Source organism: Rhizobium sp. BK456 (assembly GCF_014194045.1).
Taxonomy (GTDB): Bacteria; Pseudomonadota; Alphaproteobacteria; order Rhizobiales; family Rhizobiaceae; genus Rhizobium; species Rhizobium redzepovicii.
Window position 1 is genome coordinate 22,365 of sequence record NZ_JACIAO010000004.1, and the last position, 23,858, is coordinate 46,222.

23 protein-coding genes and 1 pseudogene are annotated in these 23,858 nt (G+C 61.3%); 10 read left to right on the plus strand and 14 right to left on the minus strand.

Annotated elements, in window-relative coordinates:
- The gene (locus FHX03_RS13000; protein ID WP_183853985.1) at positions 1-420 is read left to right on the plus strand and encodes an HD domain-containing protein; all 420 of its coding nucleotides are present in this window, start codon (positions 1-3) and stop codon (positions 418-420) included.
- Between the two features lie 73 nt (positions 421-493).
- Here FHX03_RS13000 and FHX03_RS13005 read toward each other — a convergent pair whose 3' ends face one another.
- Positions 494-763, minus strand: coding sequence for a cyclase (locus FHX03_RS13005; protein WP_183853987.1), 270 nt, complete (start codon positions 761-763; stop codon positions 494-496).
- 53 nt (positions 764-816) lie between these two features.
- Positions 817-1,080, minus strand: a complete 264-nt coding sequence (locus FHX03_RS13010; protein ID WP_097628112.1) for a hypothetical protein — start codon at positions 1,078-1,080, stop codon at positions 817-819.
- Between the two features lie 271 nt (positions 1,081-1,351).
- Between FHX03_RS13010 and FHX03_RS13015 the strand changes: the two genes are divergently transcribed.
- From FHX03_RS13015 to FHX03_RS13025, 3 genes and pseudogenes are all read left to right on the plus strand, one after another.
- The gene (locus FHX03_RS13015; protein WP_183853988.1) at positions 1,352-1,858 is read left to right on the plus strand and encodes an HIT family protein; all 507 of its coding nucleotides are present in this window, start codon (positions 1,352-1,354) and stop codon (positions 1,856-1,858) included.
- A gap of 142 nt (positions 1,859-2,000) precedes the next feature.
- Positions 2,001-2,276, plus strand: coding sequence for a type II toxin-antitoxin system Phd/YefM family antitoxin (locus FHX03_RS13020; RefSeq protein WP_097628110.1), 276 nt, complete (start codon positions 2,001-2,003; stop codon positions 2,274-2,276).
- Positions 2,263-2,691 (plus strand): annotated as a pseudogene (locus FHX03_RS13025) (plasmid maintenance toxin (PemK-like)). Before FHX03_RS13020 ends, FHX03_RS13025 begins: the two are co-directional and overlap by 14 nt.
- 42 nt (positions 2,692-2,733) lie before the next feature.
- Here FHX03_RS13025 and FHX03_RS13030 read toward each other — a convergent pair.
- From FHX03_RS13030 to FHX03_RS13060, 7 genes are all read right to left on the minus strand, one after another.
- On the minus strand, positions 2,734-4,584 hold the full coding sequence (locus FHX03_RS13030) for a DUF2264 domain-containing protein (protein ID WP_183853990.1): 1,851 nt from the start codon (positions 4,582-4,584) through the stop codon (positions 2,734-2,736).
- Between the two features lie 75 nt (positions 4,585-4,659).
- A complete protein-coding gene (locus FHX03_RS13035) occupies positions 4,660-5,934 on the minus strand; it encodes an ABC transporter substrate-binding protein (protein WP_183853993.1) in 1,275 nt (424 codons plus the stop codon).
- Between the two features lie 31 nt (positions 5,935-5,965).
- Positions 5,966-6,682 carry a YesL family protein gene (locus FHX03_RS13040; protein ID WP_131710476.1) on the minus strand — a complete coding sequence of 239 codons (717 nt, stop codon included), beginning with the start codon at positions 6,680-6,682 and terminating at the stop codon, positions 5,966-5,968.
- A gap of 19 nt (positions 6,683-6,701) precedes the next feature.
- Positions 6,702-7,811 carry an ABC transporter ATP-binding protein gene (locus FHX03_RS13045; RefSeq protein ID WP_131710477.1) on the minus strand — a complete coding sequence of 370 codons (1,110 nt, stop codon included), beginning with the start codon at positions 7,809-7,811 and terminating at the stop codon, positions 6,702-6,704.
- A 15-nt stretch (positions 7,812-7,826) separates the two neighbouring features.
- On the minus strand, positions 7,827-8,999 hold the full coding sequence (locus FHX03_RS13050; protein WP_131710478.1) for a glycoside hydrolase family 88 protein: 1,173 nt from the start codon (positions 8,997-8,999) through the stop codon (positions 7,827-7,829).
- A gap of 4 nt (positions 9,000-9,003) precedes the next feature.
- Positions 9,004-9,840, minus strand: coding sequence for a carbohydrate ABC transporter permease (locus tag FHX03_RS13055; protein WP_037145706.1), 837 nt, complete (start codon positions 9,838-9,840; stop codon positions 9,004-9,006).
- A complete protein-coding gene (locus FHX03_RS13060; RefSeq protein ID WP_210298549.1) occupies positions 9,837-10,817 on the minus strand; it encodes a carbohydrate ABC transporter permease in 981 nt (326 codons plus the stop codon). Before FHX03_RS13060 ends, FHX03_RS13055 begins: the two co-directional genes overlap by 4 nt.
- A gap of 223 nt (positions 10,818-11,040) precedes the next feature.
- On the opposite strand from FHX03_RS13060, the gene FHX03_RS13065 reads away from it, so the two are divergent.
- Genes FHX03_RS13065 through FHX03_RS13080 form a run of 4 tightly spaced genes read left to right on the plus strand, consistent with a single transcriptional unit; the run spans position 11,041 to position 15,808 of the window.
- A complete protein-coding gene (locus FHX03_RS13065; RefSeq protein WP_183853995.1) occupies positions 11,041-12,834 on the plus strand; it encodes a heparinase II/III family protein in 1,794 nt (597 codons plus the stop codon).
- A 16-nt stretch (positions 12,835-12,850) separates the two neighbouring features.
- Positions 12,851-13,696, plus strand: a complete 846-nt coding sequence (locus FHX03_RS13070; RefSeq protein WP_183779659.1) for a carbohydrate-binding protein — start codon at positions 12,851-12,853, stop codon at positions 13,694-13,696.
- A gap of 53 nt (positions 13,697-13,749) precedes the next feature.
- On the plus strand, positions 13,750-14,418 hold the full coding sequence (locus tag FHX03_RS13075) for a response regulator (RefSeq protein WP_183853997.1): 669 nt from the start codon (positions 13,750-13,752) through the stop codon (positions 14,416-14,418).
- Complete coding sequence (locus FHX03_RS13080; protein ID WP_183853999.1) at positions 14,408-15,808, plus strand: sensor histidine kinase; 1,401 nt, start codon at positions 14,408-14,410, stop codon at positions 15,806-15,808. The genes FHX03_RS13075 and FHX03_RS13080 overlap by 11 nt, the downstream gene beginning before the upstream one ends.
- 81 nt (positions 15,809-15,889) lie before the next feature.
- Here the strand turns inward: FHX03_RS13080 and FHX03_RS13085 are convergent, their stop codons facing one another.
- The 5 genes from FHX03_RS13085 to FHX03_RS13105 form a co-directional block, all read right to left on the minus strand.
- Positions 15,890-16,771, minus strand: a complete 882-nt coding sequence (locus tag FHX03_RS13085) for an ABC transporter permease (protein ID WP_097628103.1) — start codon at positions 16,769-16,771, stop codon at positions 15,890-15,892.
- Between the two features lie 12 nt (positions 16,772-16,783).
- On the minus strand, positions 16,784-17,602 hold the full coding sequence (locus tag FHX03_RS13090; RefSeq protein WP_097628102.1) for an ABC transporter ATP-binding protein: 819 nt from the start codon (positions 17,600-17,602) through the stop codon (positions 16,784-16,786).
- Between the two features lie 94 nt (positions 17,603-17,696).
- On the minus strand, positions 17,697-18,710 hold the full coding sequence (locus FHX03_RS13095) for an ABC transporter substrate-binding protein (protein WP_183854001.1): 1,014 nt from the start codon (positions 18,708-18,710) through the stop codon (positions 17,697-17,699).
- Positions 18,711-19,001: 291 nt separating this feature from the next.
- Positions 19,002-19,730, minus strand: coding sequence for a FadR/GntR family transcriptional regulator (locus FHX03_RS13100; RefSeq protein WP_183854393.1), 729 nt, complete (start codon positions 19,728-19,730; stop codon positions 19,002-19,004).
- A 317-nt stretch (positions 19,731-20,047) separates the two neighbouring features.
- Entirely contained in the window at positions 20,048-21,055 is a 1,008-nt protein-coding gene (locus FHX03_RS13105) for a LacI family DNA-binding transcriptional regulator (protein WP_183854003.1), read from the minus strand.
- A gap of 205 nt (positions 21,056-21,260) precedes the next feature.
- Here FHX03_RS13105 and FHX03_RS13110 point away from each other — a divergent pair, with 205 nt between their 5' ends.
- Both FHX03_RS13110 and FHX03_RS13115 read left to right on the plus strand, forming a co-directional pair.
- Entirely contained in the window at positions 21,261-22,583 is a 1,323-nt protein-coding gene (locus tag FHX03_RS13110; RefSeq protein WP_183854005.1) for an alpha-L-fucosidase, read from the plus strand.
- A gap of 49 nt (positions 22,584-22,632) precedes the next feature.
- Positions 22,633-23,853, plus strand: a complete 1,221-nt coding sequence (locus FHX03_RS13115; protein WP_097628096.1) for an ABC transporter substrate-binding protein — start codon at positions 22,633-22,635, stop codon at positions 23,851-23,853.
- The last annotated feature ends 5 nt before the right edge of the window (positions 23,854-23,858 follow it).

Sequence of the window (23,858 nt, forward strand, 5' to 3'; positions counted from 1 at the left end):
ATGCAGCATCTCGATCACGCCATCCAGATCGCTCTCGAGGCGCATGAAGGGCAGGCTGATAAGACCGACCGGCCGTACTTCGAGCACTGCCAGCGGGTAGCCCTTCTCGTTTCCGGCGACGAGACGCGAACGGTCGCCTACCTTCATGACGTCGCCGAGAAGGGAAACGGGTGGACGCTCGACAGGCTGAGGGAGGAAAGCTTTCCGCCGGCGATCATCTCCGCGGTGGATGCCTTGACACGGCGGCCCGACGAGGCGGACGACGACTTTGTCAGACGCGCGGCGTCAAACCCGCTGGCGCTGCCGGTCAAGCAGGCCGACCTCGAAGACAATCTTCGCCAGGCCGAACAGGCCAGCAAGAACACGGAGAAATACCAGCGCGACCTGGATCTCCTGCGCGATCTGAGGAGCGGGCAATAGGAGCGCTCGGAAGAGCGCGTACGACCCTACTTCAAGTCATGCGCCGAGAGCGGCTGCAGTCGTTTGCCCCATCTCACGTTTTATTGGCAAACCACACGGTCGGAGTGCCGAGCACGCCTCCGTTGCGCATGGCCGCCTTCAGCTCTTCGAGCTTGCCGAAGGCCTGAGCTGCTTCCAGTGTGGCGAACTCGTGCGTGACGGTAATGTCGTTGGGATTGTCAGTGGCCCGGTAGACGGCTTGCGCCGTAACGCCATTGGCCTTTTGCACCTGATCAAACGCATCGTATATCTTGCGCCATGTGGCGTAGTCGGAGACCTCGTGCCTCACGAATAGAGTGGTCATATCATCCTCCCGCGTTGCCCGCGCTGCATTGCCAAGTCCCGTTGAGATGTGTGTTACGATTGAACCAGGATCATCATGGTCTCCGGTAGGACGCCGTCACTCGCCATCGCATCGGCCGCGGTCTTAGTCTGCATGAAGGCCATCAACTTTTGTATGTCTGCGACCTCCATCACCAAACCAACGCGGTTGGGCGTTTGAGGGTCTGTAAAGGTGCGAATATTCGTGACGCCGACGGGTTCCAGCACCTGCTTGCGAACAGGCGAGGCGAGCCAGTGTTTCGTGTCTTTGACGTTGTGGCAGACCATTACGGTAGGCATCGCATCCTCCTCCCATGACTCCGAAATGAAGTCGGAGTATACCACTGGGGCAGGCTGGATTTCACTTAAATAATATTGCATTTAAGGAGAGCTAAACTATGAATTAAAGGGGTCAGTATGATTATTATAAGTAATCCGAAAATATTAATGGCGCGCGAGATAAATACATAGAACTCGCCAAATCTGAAGGATCGTGACGGATTTTGGGATACCATGGCAATATCGGTCGACGTATCATCGACAATCGAAGCCGCGCACGAGAGGGTCAGCAATGATCGAACGCGTACCATTTGATCTCAAGGCCTATGTGCGCGGCAGTGAAACAAAGCCATGCTTTATCTGCGGCTTGGTCAACAACGACCCCGCTTGCTTTCATCATCGCATTTTCGAGGACGATGAGACCATCATCTTCCTGAGCAAATATCCGACCCTTCCTGGTTATTGCCTTGTCAGTCCGAGGGAGCACCGGGAGGATCTGGCGCGAGACATATCGACAGACGAATATCTTCGATTGCAGGAGAAGGTTCACATCTTGTCGCGCGCCCTCAAAAGGGTGTTCGACGCCGAGCGAATTTATGTGCTTTCACTCGGCAGTCAGCAAGCCAATAGCCATTTACATTTTCACGTCGTTCCCCTGCCTTCGGGCGTGCCGCTTGAAAAGCAGCAATACCATGCGTTGATGGGTGAGCATGGCGTTCTGCAGATACCGGACGATCAAATGGCAGAATTGGCGCGGCGGATCGCTGAAACTTACGATACTGAACGGATCGCATCATAGCTAAACGGCGTCCTTGGAGTCGACGTGGCCGCCCTAATTTGGTGGCGCTACCGGTCGCCGCACTGTGTGAAAAGCAGTCGGCATCCGATCTCAACTCAAAAAATCCGGAAATCCCGTATATTACGGAAAATAGGTGATCCGAATGACATCCACAGTCACGGCCGCTGCCGTGTCCAAGAATTTTGGTGCCTATCAGGATGCGGCTGTACGTGAGCCGGTGATTATTACAAAGAACGGTCGGCCGCGGACGGTATTGATAGCCTATGAAGACTATCTCCGTTTCACGAAACGCGATCGTCGTGTCGACCTGACGACGACCCTCGGCGATGAAGAGCTTGCGGCGATCGAAGCGTCGCAGATGGGGCCGGGGCTTGAGCATTTGGATTCCGAACTAATGAATAAGCATGCTTCCGACTGAGCCGAAGGTTGGTTGGTTTTCCGCTATTCTTATCTCTGGCATTGGCAGCATCTCGAAGGTCGAGAGGAGGGCGACAAGGATCGTTCGGCCCTGGTGCTTGCGATCGTCACCGCGCTGGACGATGAAGTGCCGATCGTGCGAGTGCTGCCGGTGACCCATTCGCCACCGTTCGATCCGGCTGATGCGGTTGAAATCCCGGCCGCCACGAAACGGCTCTTGGGCTGGATGACGAGCGATCGTGCATCGTACTGACGGAAAGCAATCGCTTTGTTTGGCCGGGGCCGGACGCTCGGCCGCTCGACAATGAGAGCGGTTATTGGGCCCGCTGCCGCCGGCGCTGTTCGACGAAGTCAAGCGCCGTTTTGTCGAGCTGGCGCGCGGACAGCGTCATCGCGCCACTCCCCGCAGCGAATGATTGTGCCGCTGCAATAGGCCCCGAAGGGCGCCCGATCCCGAGCTAAGACTGAAGATCAAAGGCCGGCACGCGCACGCCGTTCTCACCGAAGTGCCGCTCCAGCTCGTCAAGATCCGGACGGGCCGGCGGATTGCCGAGCGCCTCTGCCCAGTTCTCGCGGCTGGGCAGGGCCATCGCCGCGGTGACGAGCACGGTGGTTCCCGGGCCGAGTTCGCCGCGCAACTGCGGCAGCAGGGTCTTGGCATGGACGAGGTTGGTGTTCGGGATCGGGCTCATTGTATGCCCGGCCCTCGGACCGGATGACAGATCCACGATGGCGCTGACATCCGTCTGCCCGTACCAGACGGCCCGGCCTTCCGCCTGTTCGGATCGATCGGCATTGAAATCGGCGCGTTCGATCGCAAAACCACCTTCTATGGTACTGAGCCCACGCGGCGTGGTTATGCGGTGAATGCGGATATGCCAGGGGTTTGCGGGAATGAGCCAGGTCTCGATAGTGACATCATTCCAGGGGCGCCAGCGCGAATAGAGCAGGTCGCCCGATATCAGCGCCTCTTCGAGGGATTCCCGCATGCGGAAATGGACGCCGTCGTCGGAGAGGCCGAGCGTGCCGTCGAAGCTCGCGGCGGGAAAATTGCGGTCGTCGGCTTCGATATTGAAGGCGTAGCGGGTGGAGTAGACGAATTTCGAATATTTCTCGTTTGCGCCGCGCATCTTGTCGTGCTGCTGGCCGGAGGAGAGCACGACGACATTTCCCGGCGTATGCATGGCGACCATGCCCGCCGGCTTCAAAGCCACCGGCTCCGAGAATTCCGGCTGCGGCGCTTCTTCGGCCGCCCAGAAAGGGTGATCCTGAGGAAGGGCGAGCGGCAGGAAGAATTTCAGCGCCCAATAGGGCGAGCCGGGAGAGTTATAGCTCTCGCTCATCAGCAGGTTCGGGTAGCCGTAGCCGATGGAGAGAACGCCATCGCGGTCGGCGATCGGCAGCGCCGACCACCAGCGGATATGGCGCATGTAGTAGCCCTTGATCTCGGCCCAGGGCAGCGCCTCGAGGCCGGCAAATGCAAGCGCGCCCCAGAAGCCGCCGGCGGCGAAACGGTAGGTCTGGCTGCGGCCGAAAGCAAGGGCGGCGCCATCAGGGCCGAACCAGTGGCGGATATCCCGGGCGAAGATTTCGGCGCGATGGCGGAAGCGCTGCTTGCGCGCCTCGTCGCCGCGCGCCAGCACCGCATAGATCAGGCCATAGAAATGCATGGCGAAGGGAATGTAATGATCGACCCGCCTGACCGGCCCGTCGCGATACCAGCCTTCGCCGAGATCGAAAGCCTCGGCCTCGTCGAGATAGGCGACAGTTTTGCCGTGGTCGAACGGAACACCGACGCGTTCCAGCCCGAGATCGATGAGGATACGGAAGAATTTCCAGTTGTTGTCGATGAATTCCAGGTTCCGCGCGGCGACAAGATAGGCAGAGACCGTCTTCTTCTCGTTGTCAGCAAGCGGCTCCCAGATATGTTCGGGCACGAGCGCCAGCGCGAAGCCGACGGCGGCGAGTTCGACCAGCCGCTGGTTGCGGTCGGCGAGATCGCCCCAATATTCGGGGTGGGCGGGATTGGTGCCGTTTGCCAGGCCGCGCCGATAGAGATCCCAATGCGGAAAATGGCCGCCGCCGGCGGCAAGGGGAACGATGCCCCAGAGCGGTCGTGCAAAACCTTCGAGATCCGCCGCCGCCCGGTCGAAGATCGCGCCGGCAGCACCCAGGCGCACCCGGGCGCCGCCTTCGGAGAAATAGGGCAGGAGCGGCTTGAAGAGATCGATGACGGCCTTGGCCAGATCGTCGCGTGTCGTCAGCGGGTTGCCGGAAAGCGGGTTGGCCTTGGTGGGATCGTAGATCATCGTCAACTCAGAATTTCGTAAAAACAGATTCGGCCGCGGGCCGATGTAGACCCGCGGCCGCCGATATCTCGTGGGCTACTTGATGGCTTTCACGCCCTCGGTCATTTCCTTGAGCCCGTCGTCGACGGAGGTGTTGTCGGTCATGATGGCGTCATGGGCGCGGTTGAGGACGACCTCGATCTTGGCGGCGTTCGGATTGACCGCCATCTCCAGATAGGTTTTCGACGGTATCAACGCTTCCTTGCTGGCCGCATCTTCGGGGAAACCAGGCGTCGAGGCGATCTTTGCGCTGACGTCGGCCGTCTTCAGCGCCGGGAAGGTGCCTGTCGCCGCGATCACCGCCGCGCCCTCGGGGCCGGTGACGAACTTGATGAAATCGAGGGCGGCATCCTTGTGGCTGGAATTGGCGTTGACCGCCAGCCCGGAGATCTGCGCAGCCGTGGTGCCGGCTGGCACGCCATCGGGATGCGGGAACTTCACGATGCCCCAGTTCTTGCTCTTTGATTCACCCGATTTCACCTTGGTGATCTGGGTGCCGACGAACCAGGTGCCCATCGGCAGCATGCCGATCGTGCCGTTGAAGAAGAGCGCCGAATAATGCGTGTTCGAGGTCTTCAGGAAGGCATAGGAGGGAATGGCGCCATCCTTCTGCAGGGTGAGGGCGCGCTCGTACCAGGGTTTCAGGAAGGCATAGTCGCCGTCGACAAGCGTGTGTTTTCCGTCAAGGATGCCGGGCAACTGGACAGTCGAGCGCCATGTATGCAGTAGCGCGCCATAGGTCTTGTTTGTGCCCATGCCGCCGGCAAGCTTCTCGGCGGTCGCGTCGAACTGCGCCCAGGTCATGTCGTTGGTGGGGTAGGGGACGCCGGCTTTGTCGAAGATGTCCTTGTTGTAATAGACGATCCAGAAGTCGGAGCGGAACGGCAGCGAATAGATCTTGCCGTCGACGGTCAGCGCCTCGATCAGGCCGCCATAGGGCGCCGGATCGATCTTCTGATCCTTCACGAAGCCGCTGAGATCGGCGATGTTGCCGGCGCGCACCAGATTGGTATAGCCCGGCACGTCCTTAATGGTGACGATGTCGATGTCTTTCGAGCCGCCGGTCAGCTGCGTCGAGATCATCTGCTGGTAGTCCTGCGAGCCGAGGTCCATCGGCTCGAACTTCACATTCGGATGCTTGGCCTGGTAGGCTTCGATCAGCGGCTTGTAATAGGCGGTCTTGTCCCAGTCCCACAAAGCCCATTTCAGCGTCACGGCATCCTCAGCCAGCGCTGCGCCGGCCGTCGTCGCGGCCAGAGTGAAACCTGCCACGGCAAGTTTCACCGTCCTCTCGAATTTGTCCCAATACATTCCTGTTCTCCTTCCCTGGATCGTCTCTGGATCAGTTATTTTTGAAGTGTCGGTGCGGCCGCATTGCCTCTGGTAGGTCCAGAACCAAGACCGCCGCCCGATGGACGCCGAATGCGACGGCGAACATTCCGAGTGAAAAATTGAAGGTCGCCGGCATGAACACGGAAACCGGATAGAAGAGGATGTGCGCCAGCCACAGGGCGGCGTTGACGGCGAGCGCGGCAAGCGCCGGCAGCGGGCGGGCGACGGAGGCGAGCGCGGCGAGGCGAAGGAGCCGCAACGCCGGCAGATCGCGCATGACCATCAGCACGATAAGATGGCAAGCGGTGACCGCGAGGAAGGCGGTGGCAACAAGCGCGACCGCCAGCGGCGCGGCGAGCATCAGGTTGTCACGCGCACCGGCTGCATAGCTGAGGATCGCATGGATACCGAGTGCCAGCCCGCCCGTCAGCGCCAGACCCCAGGCGGTGGCGCGCCAGAAATAGTGCAGGAATGCTTCAGTGAAGTCCCTGAGCAGATAGGTGTTGCGATCCTCGACGAAGGCCACCGAGACCTGGGCCATGGCGACGATTGCCGCCGGCAGCGTTACGACGGGGAGGCAGGCGAGGATGAACAGGATGTTGAGCTTGACCATCTCCCACCATTCGCGGGCGAGGATGTCTGCGAACAGGGCAAGGCCGGTCTTCGCAGGCGCATCCTTCGGAATGCCCGGCCCCTCCTTCGTCCACATGTCCCGCAACCACTGCATGGCCGTCTCCACCAGGCGCTCAGTAGAGAATCGAGCGTTCCGTTTCCTTGTCGAACAGTTGCGCATTGCTCATGTCGGCGACAAGCGTCGCCTCGTCGCCGATGTCGGGCCGGAAGCGCGGCGACACGCGGGCGATGAGATTGCGTCCGCCGGCCACCATGTTCAGGTGCACTTCCGAGCCCATCGGTTCGGCCAGTTCCACCACCGCCTTCACAGGTGCCATATTCTCGGCCGGGATATCGGCCGGCGGCAGTTCGTGGAAGTTCTCCGGGCGGATGCCGAGCACCAGTTCGCGGCCCTCATAGGGCGCGATCCTGCTCTTGTCCAAATGATCGGGCAGCGGCAGCTCGCGGCCGTCGAAGACGGCCACGTAGCCGTCACCCCGGCGTTCAATGACCGAGGGCAGCATGTTCATCTGCGGCGCGCCGATGAAGCCGGCGACGAACATGTTGACGGGGCGGTCGTAGAGGATCTGCGGCGTGTCGACCTGCTGGATATGGCCGTCCTTCATGACGACGATTCGGTCGGCCATGGTCATGGCTTCCACCTGGTCGTGGGTGACGTAGATGAAGGTGGCGTTGAGGCGCTTGTGCAGCTTGGTGATTTCCGAGCGCATCGTGCCGCGCAGCTTGGCGTCGAGGTTGGAAAGCGGCTCGTCGAGCAGGAAGACGGCAGGGTTGCGCACCATGGCGCGGCCGAGCGCGACGCGCTGGCGCTGCCCGCCCGAAAGCGCCTTCGGCTTGCGGTTCAGGAGATGGGTGATGTCGAGGATCTTGGCCGCGTCCTGTACCTGTCTATCGATGAAATCGCGCGACACTTTGCGCAGCTGCAGGCCGAATGCCATGTTCTTGTAGACGGTCATATGCGGGTAGAGCGCATAGTTCTGGAAGACCATGGCGATATCCCGGTCCTTGGAGGGGACGTCGTTCATGACGTCGCCGCCGATCCGGAGTTCGCCGCCGGAGATCTCCTCAAGACCGGCGATCATCCTGAGCGTCGTCGATTTGCCGCAGCCGGAGGGGCCGACCAGGATGATGAATTCCTTGTCGGCGATCTCCAGATCGATATCGTGGACGACGGTGAGCGCGCCGTAGGATTTGTTCAGCTCTTTAAGCGAAATGCTGGCCATCGGGTTCTCCTGAGGTCACCAATAGGAAGACCAGCGGCGCGACAGGCGCGTCAAAGCTTCCATGTAATAATAATCTCCCCAGGAGACGCACTCATCGACGCCCTCGCCGCGGCAGGTGTTGAACGGCGATTTCTTCGAATAGGTCGCGTGCAGCACCAGGCCGTTGGAGACGGTGGGATCCTTGACCGCATAGTGATCGGCAAGGCTCTTCATCATGCGCCGCGCCAGCACGCGGTAGCGCTCGGCGGTGTCGGCATCGACGAGCTCGGCCATCTCAAGCAGGCCGCAGGCGGTGATCGAGGCGGACGAGCTGTCGCGCGGCTCGCCGTCGCCGTCGGAAAAGACGAGATCCCAATAGGGCACCATGTCGGCCGGCAGCCGGTTGAGATAAAAGGCGAGCAGCCGGTCGAAGGTCTGGCGATATTCCTCGATCCGCTCATAGCGGTAGGAGAGCGCCATGCCGGAGATTGCCCAGGCCTGTCCGCGCGCCCAGAAGCTGTCGTCCCGATAACCTTGTTTGGTGGCGCCGCGCACCGGCGCGCCGGTGACCGGGTCCAGGTAGAAAGTGTGATAGGTGGAATCGTCAGGCCGCACCGAATTGGCAAGCGTGGTGCGGGCATGAATGAGCGCGATCTCGCGGTATTTCGGATCACCCGTCTCACTGCTGGCCCAATAGAGTAGTGGCAGGTTCAGCAGGCAGTCGATGATATAGCGGTATTCCTCCGGCTTGCCCTTGCGGCCCCAGGCCTGAATGAATTGACCGATCGGCTGGAAGCGCTCGATCAGCTGATCGGCGGCCAGGATCGCGGCCTTGCGGCCGTCCTCGTCCCCGACGAGCTTCCAGCCGGCGATGCAGGAAGGCGAATAGAGAAAGCCCATATCGTGATGATCGGTCTCGATGCGGTTGACGATCCGATGCAGGAAGGACTGAACCTGGATCTGGGCGGCATGCCGGAAAATGGGATCGCTGCTATGCTCGTAGGCGAGCCACATCTCGCCCGGCCAGAAGCCGGCCGTCCATTGGTCGTTGGCAACCGCGGGATAGAAGTTGTTGACGCTCGAATGGTTCTGCGCAGCGTAAGTAAACTGAGGAAGATTGCGCCTAACCTGCTCGACGGCAAGGTCGAGGGCCACCTTCACCTCTGCGTCTGTGATCGGCTGCGGGGCGACTGTTGAAACGGCATTCATGGATTTACCCCTTCAGTCCCGTCGAGGCGATGCCCTCGACAAAGAAGCGCTGCAGAGCGAGGAAGACGATAAGAACGGGAACGAGGGCGACGACGGAGGCCGCCATGATCAGCCCGTACTCGGCCGAATATTGCGAGATGAACATGCGCAGACCGATCTGGACGGTCTTCAGCTCTGTCTTGGTCAGATAGATCATCGGTCCGAGGAAATCGTTCCATGTGCTGACGAAGGTGAAGATCGTCAGCGTCGAGAGCGCCGGCTTGGAGAGCGGCAGCATGATGCGCGCCCAGATCTGGTATTCGTTCATGCCGTCGATGCGGGCTGCCTCGCAAAGCTCGGTCGGGATCGACATGTAGAACTGCCGCATCAGGAAAACGCCGAAGGCGGTGAAGGCCTGCAGGCAGATCAGCGCCAGATGCGTGTTGTTGAGGCCGAACTCGCGCATCAGCAGGAATTGCGGCACCATATAGACCTGCCAGGGCATGGCGATGGTGGCGATATAGCCGAGGAACAGCGTGTTTTTGTAGGGGAAATTCAGCTTGGCGAAGGCGTAGGCGGCAAAGCTGGAGGTCAGAAGCTGCAGCAGCGTGACGATGATCGTCAGCTTCGAGGTGTTGTAGATGAAGAGCGCAAGCGGGATCTTCGTCCAGATGTCGACGTAGTTCTGCCATTGCGGCTGCGACGGTATCCACTCAATCGGGAAGGCGAAGACGTCGCGGCTGAGCTTCAGCGATGCCGAGAGCATCCAGGCGAAGGGCATCAGCATGACAACCGTCACCGTGATGACGATCGCATAGAGGAGGACTGTTTTGACGGTGATCTTGCGTCCGGCGATCCTCATGCTTCGTCCTCCCTCTGGCGGCGGAACTGGAAGATTGTGACTGCGAGCACGAGGAAGAACAGCACCAGCGAAATCATGCTGGAATAACCGAGATCCCAGGAGGTGAAGGCCTCGTTGTAGATGTGGTAGACCAGCACCAGCGTCGAAGTGCCCGGTCCACCTTGGGTGATCATGAAGATCTGATCGAACACCTTGAAGGACTGGATCGTCAGCATGACGGTGACGAAAAAGGTCGTCGGCCCGAGTTGCGGCACGGTGACGTGGATGAACTTCTGCCAGGAATTGGCGCCGTCGAGATCGGCAGCCTCATAGAGTTCGGAATTGATGCCCTGCAGGCCGGCCAGGTAGATGACCATGTAATAACCCATGTTCTTCCAGATGCCGAAGAGGATCACCGTCACCATCGCCCAGTGGCGGTCGGCCGACCATCCTGGCATGTTCTTGGGGTCAAGGCCGAGCGTGTAAAGGATCATGTTCACCGGCCCCATCTCGGGGTTGAAGATCATGTTCCAGACGACGGCGACGGCGACCAGCGAGGCGACATAGGGGAAGAACATTGCCGTGCGGAAGAAATTCCGTCCCACGATCTTCTGATTGAGAAGAACGGCGAGGCCGAGCGCGCAAAGGAGCGTCGCCGGCACCGAGGCGGCCGTGTAGATGATCGTGTTCCAGAACGCCGCGATGAACGCCTTGTCCTCGAAGAGCCGCCAGAAGTTGTCGAGGCCTGCGAAGGTGATCGCGTTCGAGCCGTCCCAATGCATGAAGGCAAGCGCGAAGGCGAAGAGGATCGGGCCGAGCGTGAAGACGGCGAAGCCGAGGAAGTTCGGCGCGATGAACGAATAGGCGACGAGCGCATTGCGGACCTTGCGCTGGCGCTTGGACAGGACGGTGACCTTCCGGCGGGCCACGGCCGGGGCGCCATCCCTAGAGATGACCGAATTCGATATGGACACCGATGCTTCCTCCTGGGCGGGCATTCTGCGGCTGGCGGCTTCCAGGATTCTCCAACTTCAATCCAGAGCCGTTTGGGCGGGCGGGCGCCGCCTGTTCTTCCTCCTGCCAAGGACATAGCACATCTCCCGTATTGGTCAAACAAGTTCTGAATAGATCATACAAATTTTATGGCGAGCACCAAAAACATATGATAGGTGAGCATCAGGGCGATGCCGCCATCAAGGCTTTTCCAATGCGGGGAGGGACATGTTCAGCGAGATTTCAGAGAAGCTGCCGGACGTCCTCAGCGATTTCACGCCGGGATCTACCTACTCCGACCGTGAGAGATGGAACGCGGTGCCGCAGACTGCGCGGGATGTGGTCGTGCGCGATGCCGAAGCCACATTTGCGCGCGCCTGGCCTCTCATCACTGCCTCCGATTACCGGGAGTACACGCAGACCGGCGACCGCTCGCACTTCGAGGCGCTTTATTTCACCCGTCGGCGGATGCTCAATGATCTTGTGCTAGCCGAACTCTTGGAAGCGGGGGGGCGGTTCCTGCCGAAGATCGTCGACGGCATCTTCCTGATTGCCGAGGAGAGCGGCTGGCAGCTTCCGGCGCATAATGCCTATGGGCGCGGCGGCCCGCGTTTGCCGCTTCCCGACACTTCGCAGCCGGTTGTCGATCTCTTCGCGGCCGAAACGGCAGCCCTTCTGGCGACGATCGTCGCCCTGCTCGGCGATGCGCTCGACGGCATCAGCGCGGAGATTGCGGCGCGTGTGGAACGCGAGATCGAGACCCGCATCCTGACACCCTATCTCGGCCGGCATTTCTGGTGGATGGGCAGCGGCGAGGAGCGGATGAACAATTGGACGGCCTGGATTACCCAGAATGTTCTTTTAACCACCTTCTCGCTGAAGACCGACAAGCCTACACGCCGCGCCGTGGTCGAAAAAGCGCTCGGCAGTCTCGATGCATTCCTTAAGGATTATGCCGAGGACGGGGCCTGCGAAGAGGGCGTCGTCTATTATCGCCATGCCGCACTCTGCCTGAACGGCGCGCTGACCGTGCTCGATAGCGTGGCGCCCGGCCTGTTCGACGGGATCTGGCAGCAGCCGAAGATCCGCAATATGGCCGAATACATCGCCAACATGCATGTTGCCGGCCGCCATTATTTCAACTTCGCGGATTCCTCCGCGGTGGTCGAGCCTTGCAGCCTACGGGAATACCTGTTCGGCAAGTCTGTTGGTTCGGAGATGCTGGCGACGTTCGCCGCAGCCGACCGGGCGGCAGCCGAGACCCCGCACCTGCCCGGCGAATGGAACCTCTGGTACCGCGTTCAGGAGCTGCTGGTCGGTCATACGATCCCCGCCGCCGAACCGCAGCCGGCATCCGGCCGGGATATCTTTTATCCCGGCATCGGCCTGTTCATCGCCCGCGACGGGCAATTTTCGCTCGCGGTCAAGGCCGGCAACAACGGCGAAGGCCACAATCACAACGATGTCGGCAGCCTCACGCTCTACAAGAACGGCCGACCCTTCCTGATCGACGTCGGCGTCGAGACCTATACGGCAAAAACCTTTTCGCCGCGGCGTTACGAAATATGGACGATGCAATCGGCCTATCACAATCTGCCGACCTTCGAAGGCGTCATGCAGTCCGCCGGCGAAGCCTTCGGCGCCGGCGATGTCGATTTCGATTTCGGCGACAGCGAGGCGCGCATCTCTCTCGATATATCAGGCGCCTATCCCCCGGAAGCGAATGTGCGCAGCTATCGGCGCACGGTCTCCCTGAAACGGGGTCGCCATGTCGAGATCGTCGATACCTATGACGGCGGCAAGCCGGCCGTCCTGTCGCTGATGACATGCGTGGCGCCGACCGTCGCCCCCGGCCGGATCAATCTCGCCGATCTCGGCAGCATTTCCGTCGACGGCGCCGGGTCGATCGAGATCGACGAGATCGACGTTGATGACATCAGGCTGAAAGCGGCCTGGCCCGAGAAGCTCTACCGGCTGCGCCTGCCGTTTGCCGGCAAGCTTCTGAGATTGCGGATCGTCTAGCCTGAGGAGGGCGAGCATGGAATTGACGCTGAAGATCATGGATGCCGATGGCTTCGTGCTGGCAAGCGCCACGGGGCAGGGCGAGACGTTTCTGGTCTATCGGCAGAGCTATCGCGAGGGCGACTGCGTCGTCGTGGAGGCGTCCGAACCCGGACATATCTTTCTGGCGCTGGACAGCGCGAATCAACCCGGCCCGGTCTATATGAAGGGTTGCGATTATTGCCTCGCCGTGCCGTTCGGCGACAAGCGTAAACCCTATTCGCCGAACGCCTTCAGGGGCGATATTCATCGGCTTTCGGTCCGAAGCGCGCGGCCCGACGAGATTGCCCAGCGGCGTAATCTCGCCCTGAACCCCTGGGACGATCACGCCAATCGGACGCTGTTTCCGCATGCGCGCGCGAATGTCGAAACCCGGGGTGAGGCCGTCTTTGCCGCGCGCAACGCCATCGATGGCGAAAAGGCCAACGACGATCATGGCTTTTGGCCCTATACCAGCTGGGGCATCAATCGAGATCCTGAAGCCGCGCTGACGGTGGAATTCGGCCGGCCCGTCCGCATCGATGAGATCGTCTTCTACCTCCGGGCGGACTTCCCGCATGATTCCTGGTGGGAGAAAGCCAGCGTCACCTTCTCGAACGGCGGGAGCTGCTCCTTTCCGCTGGTGAAGTCCGGTGCTGCGCAAGGCTTTTCCATAGAACCCTGCATCGTCGAATGGGTGGAACTGCACGGCCTGATCAAGGCGGAGGACGGCTCGCCCTTTCCGGCGCTGACGCAGATCGAAATCTGGGGAACGGAGGTGCCGATGGCCGGAGACCGGAACTTCGCAGCCGTTGCCGTCGAGGGCGAGGCCGAGCACGCCTAGAACCACCCGTGTCGCGCTTCCGCCAGACCGTCTGCCCGTGCTAAGGGGGATGGATGAGACTGCTTGTGGTGGAGGACAACAAGGATCTGGCGGCCTGGCTGGGCAAAGCCCTGCGGCAGGCGCAATATGCTATCGATATCGCCCATGACGGCGAGGATGCCGAACATATGCTCAAGGTGGCCGAGTATTCGGCGATGATCCTCGACCTTGCGCTGCCCAGGCTTGACGGATTGACGCTTTTGAAGCGGCTAAGGCAGTCGGGAAACAAGCTTCCGGTGATCATCCTGACCGCGAATGCAAGCTTGGACGGCCGTGTGGCGGGGCTCGACAGTGGCGCCGACGACTATCTCGCCAAGCCCTTCGAAATTGCCGAGCTCGAAGCGAGAATCCGCGCGGTGGTGCGCCGCGGACAGGATCGCGCATCGTCCGAGATCACCGTCGGCAACCTGCGTTTTTCCGGCGGAACGCGGCAGTTTTTCGTCGCGGACGAGCTGCTGCAGCTGACGCCGCGAGAATATGCCGTTCTTGAACAGCTCGTCATGAAGCTGGGCAACACGGTGTCGAAAGCCGCTCTTTCCGAAAGCGTGTTCGGTTTCGACGACGAGGCGGATCCGAGCGCCATCGAAATCTACGTCCACCGGCTCAGAAAGAAGCTCGAAAGCAGCTCGGTTCAAATCGCGACGCTGCGCGGGCTCGGTTATCTCCTCAGACATGTCGAATAGCATCGTCATAAAGGCCGGCGCGACGATTGCGCGGCTCAGCCGGAGCCTGAGAGTACAGTTGCTCTGCTGGGTACTGCTGACCCTTCTCGGCGCGATCGGCTTCAATCTTTACGACAGCTTCTGGACGGCGGATGCGACGGCGAAGCTGGTGACGGATCGAACGCTTCTGGCCTCGGCCCGCGTCATCGCCGAGGCCGTCCGCGTCGACGAGGGCGGCAATGTTCAGGTGGACGTGCCGCCGGCAGCGCTCGAGATGTTCGATACGGGTTTCGGTGACCGGGTCTCCTATCAGGTGATCACCGCCTGGGGCAGTCTGGTGAGCGGCTTTCCCGATTTGCCGTTGCCGACTGTCCAACGGGTAGGTGAGGATCGCGCATTCCATGGCGCCAATGTGCGCGTCATGATGCTCGACCATCCCGTCGTCGGTCTTCCTGATGACGGCACCATCTCGGTCACTGTCGCCGTGACCCATAACAGCCAGTACGCGATGCGAAGGCAGCTGTGGCTTTCGGACTTCTCCAAGCAGTTCGTGCTCGTCTTCGTTGCAAGCCTGGTGACCATCCTCGGGCTCCAACGCGGCCTGGCCCCGGCTCTCCGACTGCGGGACGCCGTGCGCCAGCGCGGCCGCAACCGTCTCGATCCGCTGCCGCCCGAGATGGTGCAGAGCGAACTGCAGCCGCTCGTTCATGCGCTCAACGACTATATGGAGCGTGTCCAAAGCCAGATGGCCGCGCAGCGGCGGTTCGTATCGAATGCCGCCCATCAACTGAGAACGCCCCTGGCGCTGATTTCGACCCAGGCAAGCGTGGCGGCCCGCGAAGCCGATGCGGCCCGCCGCGACGAGGCGCTTATTGCCCTTCGCACCAGCACGCGGCAGATATCGCGCCTCGCCAGCCAGCTCCTGACCTTGTCACGGGCCGAGCCCGGAAGCCGGCGCCCGCGCAGCGATGCGGCCGACCTCAGCAAGGCCGCCCGCGAGATCTTGGAAGCGCATGCCGAAGAGGCGTTGAGGCGCAACATCGACGTCGGTCTGGAAGCGGACGGCCCCGTCATCGTCGAAGGCGACGGGACGATGTTGCGGGAGATGCTGGTCAACCTCGTCGACAACGCGATCCGCTATACTCGGGCCAATGGACGGGTGACTGTTGCGGTGGGGCAGGCCGATAGGCATGCCATCGTAACCGTCGAAGACAACGGGCCAGGTATTCCGAGCGGGGAGCGCGAACAGGTTTTCGAACGATTTTACCGGATCATGGGGACCGAAGCGGAAGGCAGCGGCTTGGGGCTGGCGATCGTCCGTGAAGTCGTCGAAGGCGCTGGCGGTTCAGTCTCGCTCGGCGACGCTGAAGGCGGCGGCCTCGTCGTGACCGTGCGGCTTCCGCTCACGTGAACCTGAAGCGCATCAAATGCAGAAGGCCGGGCATGATGCCCGGCCTTCTCTTCGATCTGCCTTGGGAGGAGGTCGATCGTATTACTGCGTATCCATGTGCTGCTGTGGGCGCCATTTCGCCAGGCGGTTCTCGATCACCGTCATGATGAATTCGGCAACGAGCGTGACGACCATGACGAGCAGGATCGCCGCGAACATGCCGGCCGCGTCGAACGTGCCCTTGGCGATCGAGATAAGCTGACCGATGCCGAAGCGCGCGCCGACGAATTCGCCGACGATCGCGCCGATGATCGCAAAGCCGAAGGAGACGTGCAGGCTGGCGAAGATCCAGCTCATCGCCGAGGGAATGACCACCGTGCGGGTCACCTGCCAGTCCGAGGCGCCGAGAATGCGGGCATTGGCGATCATGTTGCGGTCGGCCTCGCGCACACCCTGGAAGGCGTTGGCGAAGACGACGAAGAACACCATGATGAAGGCAAGCGCGACCTTGGAGGGCAGGCCGAGACCCATGATCATGATGAAGATCGGGGCAAGCACCACGCGGGGGATAGAGTTGATCGCCTTGATGTAAACGGAGAAGATGTCCGACAGGAAGCGGTTGCGGCCGAGGCCGATGCCGACGAAGACGCCGGTGATCGAGCCGGCGAAGAAGCCGATCAGCGCCTCCTCCATCGTCACCCAGAGATTATACCAGAGCGACCCTTCGGTGGTGCCCTCGGTTGCCCATTCGTAGAGACGCTGAAGCACGCCGCTCGGGCTTGAGTAGAAGAACGGATCGATCCACTGCATGTTGGAGGAGAGCTCCCACATGCCGATCACGAAGACCAGGATGGCGATCTGCCAGAAACGCACGAGCGTATTGCGCCGGCGTATTGCCTTCAGCGCAGAGGCTTCGATCTCGGCATCTGATGTTCCCGGGCGAAACAGCGCGGCGGAACCGGCCTCGAAAGTGGTATGTGCCATGATATCCTCCTCTCAAGCCGCTTCGCTTGCGCGGCGGTAGCTGGTCTCGACCTCTTCCCGGAGGTCCTCCCAGATCGTCTTGCAATAATCGATGAAGTTCTGTTCGTAGCGGATCTCCGACACGACGCGCGGGCGGGGAAGATCGATCGTGTAGACCGACTTAACCGTGGCGGGGCCGGCTGTGAGCACATAAACCTTGTCGGCGAGCGCCACGGCCTCTTCGAGGTCATGGGTTACGAAGACCACAGAAGCCTTTCGCTCCGCCCAGAGCTTGAGGAGCTCCTCGTGCATGACGGTGCGGGTCTGCACGTCGAGCGCCGAGAAGGGCTCGTCCATCAGCAGGATTTCCGGTTCGTTGATGAAGGTCTGCGCCAGCGAGACGCGCTTGCGCATGCCTCCCGACAGCTGATGGGGATAGTGGTGGAGAAACTTCGACAGGCCGACGCGCGCCAGCCAGCCGCGGGCCATCTTTTCTGCCTCGGTGCGAGACTTGCCGCGGAACAGCGGCCCGGCCATGACGTTGTCGATGACGTTCTTCCAGGGGAACAACGCGTCGGTCTGGAAGGCGAAGCCGACCCGCGGATCGATGCCGGTGATCGGCCCGCCCATCAGGCGGACTTCGCCGGCGGAGGGGCGTGCCAGGCCCGTTACGAGATTGAGCGTCGTCGATTTGCCGCAGCCGGTGGGGCCGACGACGGCGACGAACTCACCGCGGGCGACCGTCATGTTGAAATCGCGCAGCGCGGTCAGGGATTTTCCGGTCGGCGAGACGAAGCGCCGGCTGACATTGATCAGCTCGATCGCGGGGATCTGTTTGTTGTCCTGTTGCATGGTAATACCTGAGGCGTGCTTGAGGGCGCGCACGCAAAGCCCATGATCGAACGGAGACCGCTCCCGCTTGGGAGCCGGGAGCGGCGCGACTGACTTACTTGACGTTCTTGACGAATTCCGTCGTGTAGGTCTTGGAGAGGTCGATCTGCTTGCCCTTGACGTTCTTGGAGAATTCCGAGAGCACAGCAAGCACGGTCTTCGGACCGTCTTCGGGCATGACGCCATCCGGCGTGAACATGCCCTTGCCGTCGTTCAAAGCCTTGATGTAGCCGTCCTTGTCGCCGACGTAGAAATCCTTCGGCATCTTATCCGCGATCTCGGCTGCGGAATGCGTGTTGATGTAGCGCAGGGTTTTGACGAAGGCGTTGGCGAGCTTCTGCGCCTCGTCTTTGTGCGCGTCGACCCAGGCGGTTTCCATGTAGAGCGAGGCGGCCGGATAGGTGCCGCCGAGCGCCTTTCGCGTCGATTCGACCGTCCGCATGTCGACGAGAACACTGGCTTCGCCGGTTTTGATGAGGCGCGAGATCGTCGGCTCCGTCGTCATGCCGGCCTGGATCTGGTCCTGCTGCATGGCGGCGATGAACGTGCCGCCGGCACCCACAGGAACGGTGACGACGTCACCCGGCTGCAGTCCGGCCTTCGAGGCCATGAAGAGCGTCAGGAAGTTGGTGGACGAGCCGAGGCCGGTAACGCCGAGGGTCTTGCCCTTGAAATCGGCCGGCGATTTGATCTCAGGATGCTTGCTCGAGACCATCTCGACCTCACCCGGCGCCTGGCTGAACTGGACGAGGGATTCGACGAATTTGCCCTTAGCCTGCAGGTCTACGCAGTGATCGTAGAAGCCGACGACCCCCTGGACGGCGCCTGCCAGCAGCTGGTTTTCGGCGTCGACGCCGGCAGCTTCGTTCAGGAGCTCGACGTCGAGGCCCTCGTCGTTGAAGTAACCGAGAGATTCGGCGAGCTTGGCGGGCAGATAGATCTGCTTCTCATAGCCGCCGACCATGATGGTGATCTTGTCGGCCGCATGGGCAGCTGTTGAAGCAAAGGATGCCGCGGTCAGCAGCGTGGAAAAAGCGACGATGTGAAAAAGGCTGCGTGAAGAACGCATTGATATCTCCTCCTGGTGGTGTGACCGCATCGTCGTCTCGCCACTTAGACCGTGTCTCCTCCACGATGCTGCCCTTTCCTATGACCTCGAAGCTTTCAATTAGCTTTCAGCCGCTGACGGGGTAGCCAGTCCGTCCATGCATCCCGCTGATGCGCGCCGGTGCAGAGGCGATCACAATAAAGGCGGCTGCGCAAACCGGCCAGCAGGTTCGTTCCCGACGCCACGTTCGGATGGCGGGTTGGCTGGTGATTTCCGGAAAACCTTGAGTGCTGGCAGTGCTTCTGGCAGGCCTCAGCTCGTAAAGCTTCGCAGATCCTTCAGCAGGTTACGGTATCTGGCTTGGCTGCCGACCAGATGCTCGCGCATTGCGTTGCGCGCGGCCTGATCATCCCTGTCGGAGATGGCCATGACGATCGCTTCGTGTTCCCTGTGGATCAGCTTTCGGTAAGCGGTCTGCTCGGCGGTTCTCGTTTCTGGAACGAGCCGCGACTGCGGGATGATCACGGTTCCCTGCGATTCCAGGAAGTGTTTGAACAGCGGGTTGTTCGTCGCCTCGGCGATCGCGACATGGAGGTCGAGATCCGCCTCGCGGATGGATTGATCGGTCTCGATGCGCTGGAGGATTTTCCGGTGGCATTCGAAGATCGCCTCCTCTTGTGCCGGCGAGCGGCGCAAGGCGGCAAGTCCCGCCGCCTCGATTTCGACAGGCGTCCGGATTTCGAGCACCTCCAGATCGGAGGCGACGCGGGCCTTGTCGACCTTTCGGCCTGACAGCGACGGATCGGCGCCGATCACGAAAATGCCCGCGCCCTGGCGCACTTCGACCAGTCCATCGGAACGAAGCGCAGCGACAGCCTCGCGCACTACGGTGCGGCTGACGCTGTGCGTCTCGGTGAGTTCATGCTCGCTCGGAAGCTTGTCGCCGGCGGCATACTGGCCGCTGAGGATTGCTTGCCGGAGGCTCTCGCCGACCTGCGAGACCAGCGACCCCGAGCCTCTGCTGCGATCCTTTACCTGCATAGCCACGCCTTGACCCCCGCTCCGGCTTTGATCCGCATGCCGACAAGATTGGCGGCATGCGGAATCTATATTCATCACACATGTATGACAAATCCTCCGATCTTTCAATGACTAACGGCATCGTCGCTATCTATTTTGCTGGAGTGTCGCCGGGCGCAGAGCGTCTTGTTGGCCTTAGTCGGCATTGCTCCTCATGCTGAGGTGCGCAGCCGAAGGGCGAAGCCTCGTAGCACGCCGCAACGCTGCTTCTTGCATGTATCAGCGCCTGAGCACCCACCTCGTCCTTTGCCTAGTCAGCAGAGCCCGAGGGAGGGGACTCAGAGCCGCCTGGTCGACTCCCCGCGCACGAATCTCGGCGTCAGGATAAAATCCTGCGGCGGCTCGGCGGCGACCTCGGGGCTTGCGATCCTTGCCAGCAGGCGCTGGGCCGCGAGTTCGCCGAGCTTCTGCGCATCCTGCACGACCATGGTGATGCGAGGCGTGATGACGTTGCTCCAGGGCACGTCGTCGACCATCGCCAGCGATACGTCGTCGGGGCAGCGGAAGCCCATTTCCTGCATCACCTGCAATGCTGCCAGGCCCATCATGTTGTTGGCGCCGATGATGGCGGTCGGGCGGTCGCGCCGCGTCAGCAGGCGCATCGCCTGCGCATGGCCGCCGGTTCTGGTGTAGCCGCCTTCGACCACCAGCGAGGGGTCGATATCCACGCCGGCGGCGGACATCGTATCCATAAAGCCCTTCAGCCGCTCATCGGCGGTATGCAGGCCGGAGGGGCCGGAAATGAAGCCGATGCGCCGGTGGCCGAGCTGCAGCAGATGCTCCGTCAGGATGGTCGTCGTCAGCGGATTGTCGGAGCCGACGAAATCGCGCGCCGCGCCCTCCACCTTCTGGTCGAACATCACGATCGGGGTCTTGAAATCGCGCAGGAACGCCGCGTATTCCGCGCCGTGGCCGTTTGTTGCCAGCGCGATGCCGGCGATCTTCTGCGCTTCCATCCGCTCCAGCAAGGCCCGTTCGAGTTCGGCCCGGCCGGAAGAATCGGCGATCAGGACGAAATAGCCGTGATCGAGCGCCTGATGCTCGATCTCCCGGCGGATATCGCCGAAGAACATGTTGCCGAGATTGGCCGAAACAAAACCGATCAGCGAACTGCGCCCGCGCGCCAGCGTCTGGGCCACCGGATCGATGCGGTAACCGGTCGATTTTATCGCCTGCTGGATGCGGTCGAGCGTCTCGACGCCGACCCGCTTCGGGCTGTTGAGCGCGAGCGAGACAGTCGAGATCGAAACCCCCGCAAGGCGCGCTACATCTCGTATAGTGGTCATATTTTCGAACCGGTTCTATGGCTTAATAGTGCCAGATTTCATCTGCCAGTGCAATAGGTTGCCGGGGTAGCGGCGCCAAGCGGCGGATATCCAGTCACATTTTAGCTGGCTGATTTCAGCTTGACAGGCGAGGAGCTCGGGTGAATGATCAATGTACCGAACCGGTTCGATGATGTGATGGGCCGGAAACAGGGAGGAGAAACCTGTGACGATTGCAGCGCGTCAGCTGGAGAAACCGGCATCGGGAGAGACGGGCAAGCACGCCTGGTTCAGCCATGATCGCCTTGGCATGTTCATCCATTGGGGCCTCTATGCTCTCGGAGCCCGGCACGAGTGGTTGAAGAACCGCGAAGAGCTGACCGATGAGCATTACCAGCGCTATTTCGACAATTTCGATCCCGATCTCTACGATCCCAAGGAATGGGCCCGCCGGGCGCGTCTCGCCGGCATGAAATATGTCGTGGTGACGACCAAGCATCACGAGGGCTTCTGCCTTTGGGACAGCAAGGTTACCGATTACAAGGCGACGAATACGCCCTGCGGCAGGGATCTGCTGACGCCGCTGGTTGAGGCGTTTCGCGCCGAGGGGCTGAAGATCGGCTTTTATTATTCGCTGCTCGATTGGCACCATCCTGATTTTCCGATCGACGTCCACCATTCCCTCCGCAACCATGCCGACGCCAAGGCGCTGAACGCCGGCCGCAACATCGGTAATTACGCCGCCTATATGCGCGAACAGGTGCGCGAGCTTCTGACCGGTTTCGGCCGCATCGACATCATCTGGTTCGATTTCAGCTATCCCGGCCGCGAATATCACGGCCTGCCAGGCAAGGGACGCGCCGATTGGGAAAGCGAGCGGCTGATCGAGCTGGTGCGCGAGCTGCAGCCCGAAATCATCGTCAACAACCGCCTCGACCTGCCGCCGGGCAAGCTGCCGGATGTGACGACGCCGGAGCAATATACGCCGCGCGTGGCGCCTGCCATCGCCAGCCAGGGGGTACTCTGGGAAGCCTGCCACACCTTCAGCGGCTCCTGGGGCTATCACCGCGACGAGGATAGCTGGAAGAGCCCGGAACAGATCATCCAGCTGCTGATCGATTCCGTCGCGCTCGGCGGCAACCTGCTGATGAATGTCGGCCCGACCGGGCGCGGCACCTTCGACGCGCGCGCCGTCGATGCGCTTGCGGTCTACCAGAACTGGATGGCCGTCAACGGCCGCTCCATCTACGGTGCCGGGCCATCGGAACTGCCGGTGCCGGCCGGATGCCGCTATACCCAGCGCGGCAATCGCCTCTATCTGCATGTCTACAACTGGCCCTACCGCCACATTCATATCGAGGGCCTCGCCGACAGGATCGCCTATGCGCAGTTCCTGCACGATGCCAGCGAAGTGCGTTGGCTCAGCCAGACGAAGGAAGTGGATTCCAATATCGGCGTGATGGTGCCGGAAGGCATGATCACGCTCGAACTGCCGGTTCGGCGACCTGACGTTACCGTCCCGGTGATCGAGATCGTCCTCAAGGCGTGAACTCGGTCGCATCCGCGTGTTCATTGCGTCATGGAGGGAGGAGAAACCCATGAAGGTTCTGAAGAAAGCGCTTTTGCTTGCCACAATCGGCGGCAGTCTTTTTGCCACAGCCGCATCGGCCGAACAGGTCAACCTGACTTGGCAGATGTGGACCGGTTCCGATGCCGACACCAAGGGCTGGCAGCACCTGGCCGAGATGGTCACCGCCAAGTATCCCGATATCAAGGTGACTCTGACGACGACCGGCTGGGTCGACTACTGGACGAGGCTGCCGGTGCTGGCGGCGTCGGGACAGCTTGCCGACATCGTTTCCATGCAGTCGCTGCGCATGCCGAATTTTTATTCGCTGCTTGAGCCCCTGAATGATCGGATCGCCGCCGACAAATTCGATGTCGGCGCTTTCACCCCCTCGATCATCGGCGGCATGTCCGTCGACAAGCAGCTTTACGGCCTGCCTTACGACGTCGGTCCGTGGGTCATCTATTATAACCAGGACGCGCTCGAAGCCGCCGGCGTTCCGCTGCCGAAACCGGGCTGGACGCTTGCCGAATTCACCGATGCCGCCAAGAAGCTGACCAAGGACGGCAAATACGGCTTCGGTATCACCCCGACCAACTATTCGGTCCTGGCGGCTGCCTGGGGCGATAAATATGTCAACGACGCGGGAGAGCTCGACCTCACCAATCCGAGCGCCGTTGCCGCGGCCGAGAGGGTGATCGGCTTTGCCGCCAAGGACAAGGTGGCGCCGCTGGTGCCGTCGAGCGCCGATGCCGGCACGGTCATCCAAGGCCGGTTCTATTCGGGCAATGTCGCCATGTATGTCGACGGTCCATGGTCGATCATCGGCATGAAGGACAAGGTCAAGTTTAAAATTGGTTCCACCTCTCTCCCGCGCGGAGACGGCGAGCTTACCGCCGTCACGGCGGGCTCCGGTTTCGGCATCGCCACGACGAGCAAGAACAAGGATGCGGCCTGGAAGGCGATCCAGGTGCTGACCAGTCCCGAGGCCCTGCAGTATCTTGCCGAACAGGGGCGTGCGCTGCCGGCGCGTGCGGCGTCGCAATCCTCCTGGTACAAGGTGGCCGCCAAGGACATCACCAATGGCGGCGAGGCCATCGACTATTCTCTGGCGCATTCCGTGCCCTACGTGATCACCAACAACTGGGCGGCGGTCGAAAATCTGTTCAACCAGTATTTCCCGCCGGCCTTCGGCGGCAGCGCCGACGCCAAGCAGACGATGGAGTCGATCCAGAGCCTCGCGCAGCAATAGAGCCT

What these genes read in the sequence shown, in the direction of transcription:
- FHX03_RS13050 (WP_131710478.1), bottom strand. Translation starts at nt 8,999, where the DNA reads ATGAATGCCGTTTCAACAGTCGCCCCGCAGCCGATCACAGACGCAGAG.
- FHX03_RS13045 (WP_131710477.1), bottom strand. Translation starts at nt 7,811, where the DNA reads ATGGCCAGCATTTCGCTTAAAGAGCTGAACAAATCCTACGGCGCGCTC.
- FHX03_RS13055 (WP_037145706.1), bottom strand. Translation starts at nt 9,840, where the DNA reads ATGAGGATCGCCGGACGCAAGATCACCGTCAAAACAGTCCTCCTCTAT.
- FHX03_RS13010 (WP_097628112.1), bottom strand. Translation starts at nt 1,080, where the DNA reads ATGCCTACCGTAATGGTCTGCCACAACGTCAAAGACACGAAACACTGG.
- FHX03_RS13015 (WP_183853988.1), top strand. Translation starts at nt 1,352, where the DNA reads ATGATCGAACGCGTACCATTTGATCTCAAGGCCTATGTGCGCGGCAGT.
- FHX03_RS13105 (WP_183854003.1), bottom strand. Translation starts at nt 21,055, where the DNA reads ATGACCACTATACGAGATGTAGCGCGCCTTGCGGGGGTTTCGATCTCG.
- FHX03_RS13100 (WP_183854393.1), bottom strand. Translation starts at nt 19,730, where the DNA reads ATGCAGGTAAAGGATCGCAGCAGAGGCTCGGGGTCGCTGGTCTCGCAG.
- FHX03_RS13000 (WP_183853985.1), top strand. Translation starts at nt 1, where the DNA reads ATGCAGCATCTCGATCACGCCATCCAGATCGCTCTCGAGGCGCATGAA.
- FHX03_RS13020 (WP_097628110.1), top strand. Translation starts at nt 2,001, where the DNA reads ATGACATCCACAGTCACGGCCGCTGCCGTGTCCAAGAATTTTGGTGCC.
- FHX03_RS13040 (WP_131710476.1), bottom strand. Translation starts at nt 6,682, where the DNA reads ATGCAGTGGTTGCGGGACATGTGGACGAAGGAGGGGCCGGGCATTCCG.
- FHX03_RS13070 (WP_183779659.1), top strand. Translation starts at nt 12,851, where the DNA reads ATGGAATTGACGCTGAAGATCATGGATGCCGATGGCTTCGTGCTGGCA.
- FHX03_RS13065 (WP_183853995.1), top strand. Translation starts at nt 11,041, where the DNA reads ATGTTCAGCGAGATTTCAGAGAAGCTGCCGGACGTCCTCAGCGATTTC.
- FHX03_RS13005 (WP_183853987.1), bottom strand. Translation starts at nt 763, where the DNA reads ATGACCACTCTATTCGTGAGGCACGAGGTCTCCGACTACGCCACATGG.
- FHX03_RS13085 (WP_097628103.1), bottom strand. Translation starts at nt 16,771, where the DNA reads ATGGCACATACCACTTTCGAGGCCGGTTCCGCCGCGCTGTTTCGCCCG.
- FHX03_RS13075 (WP_183853997.1), top strand. Translation starts at nt 13,750, where the DNA reads ATGAGACTGCTTGTGGTGGAGGACAACAAGGATCTGGCGGCCTGGCTG.
- FHX03_RS13095 (WP_183854001.1), bottom strand. Translation starts at nt 18,710, where the DNA reads ATGCGTTCTTCACGCAGCCTTTTTCACATCGTCGCTTTTTCCACGCTG.
- FHX03_RS13060 (WP_210298549.1), bottom strand. Translation starts at nt 10,817, where the DNA reads ATGCCCGCCCAGGAGGAAGCATCGGTGTCCATATCGAATTCGGTCATC.
- FHX03_RS13080 (WP_183853999.1), top strand. Translation starts at nt 14,408, where the DNA reads ATGTCGAATAGCATCGTCATAAAGGCCGGCGCGACGATTGCGCGGCTC.
- FHX03_RS13115 (WP_097628096.1), top strand. Translation starts at nt 22,633, where the DNA reads ATGAAGGTTCTGAAGAAAGCGCTTTTGCTTGCCACAATCGGCGGCAGT.
- FHX03_RS13030 (WP_183853990.1), bottom strand. Translation starts at nt 4,584, where the DNA reads ATGATCTACGATCCCACCAAGGCCAACCCGCTTTCCGGCAACCCGCTG.
- FHX03_RS13035 (WP_183853993.1), bottom strand. Translation starts at nt 5,934, where the DNA reads ATGTATTGGGACAAATTCGAGAGGACGGTGAAACTTGCCGTGGCAGGT.
- FHX03_RS13090 (WP_097628102.1), bottom strand. Translation starts at nt 17,602, where the DNA reads ATGCAACAGGACAACAAACAGATCCCCGCGATCGAGCTGATCAATGTC.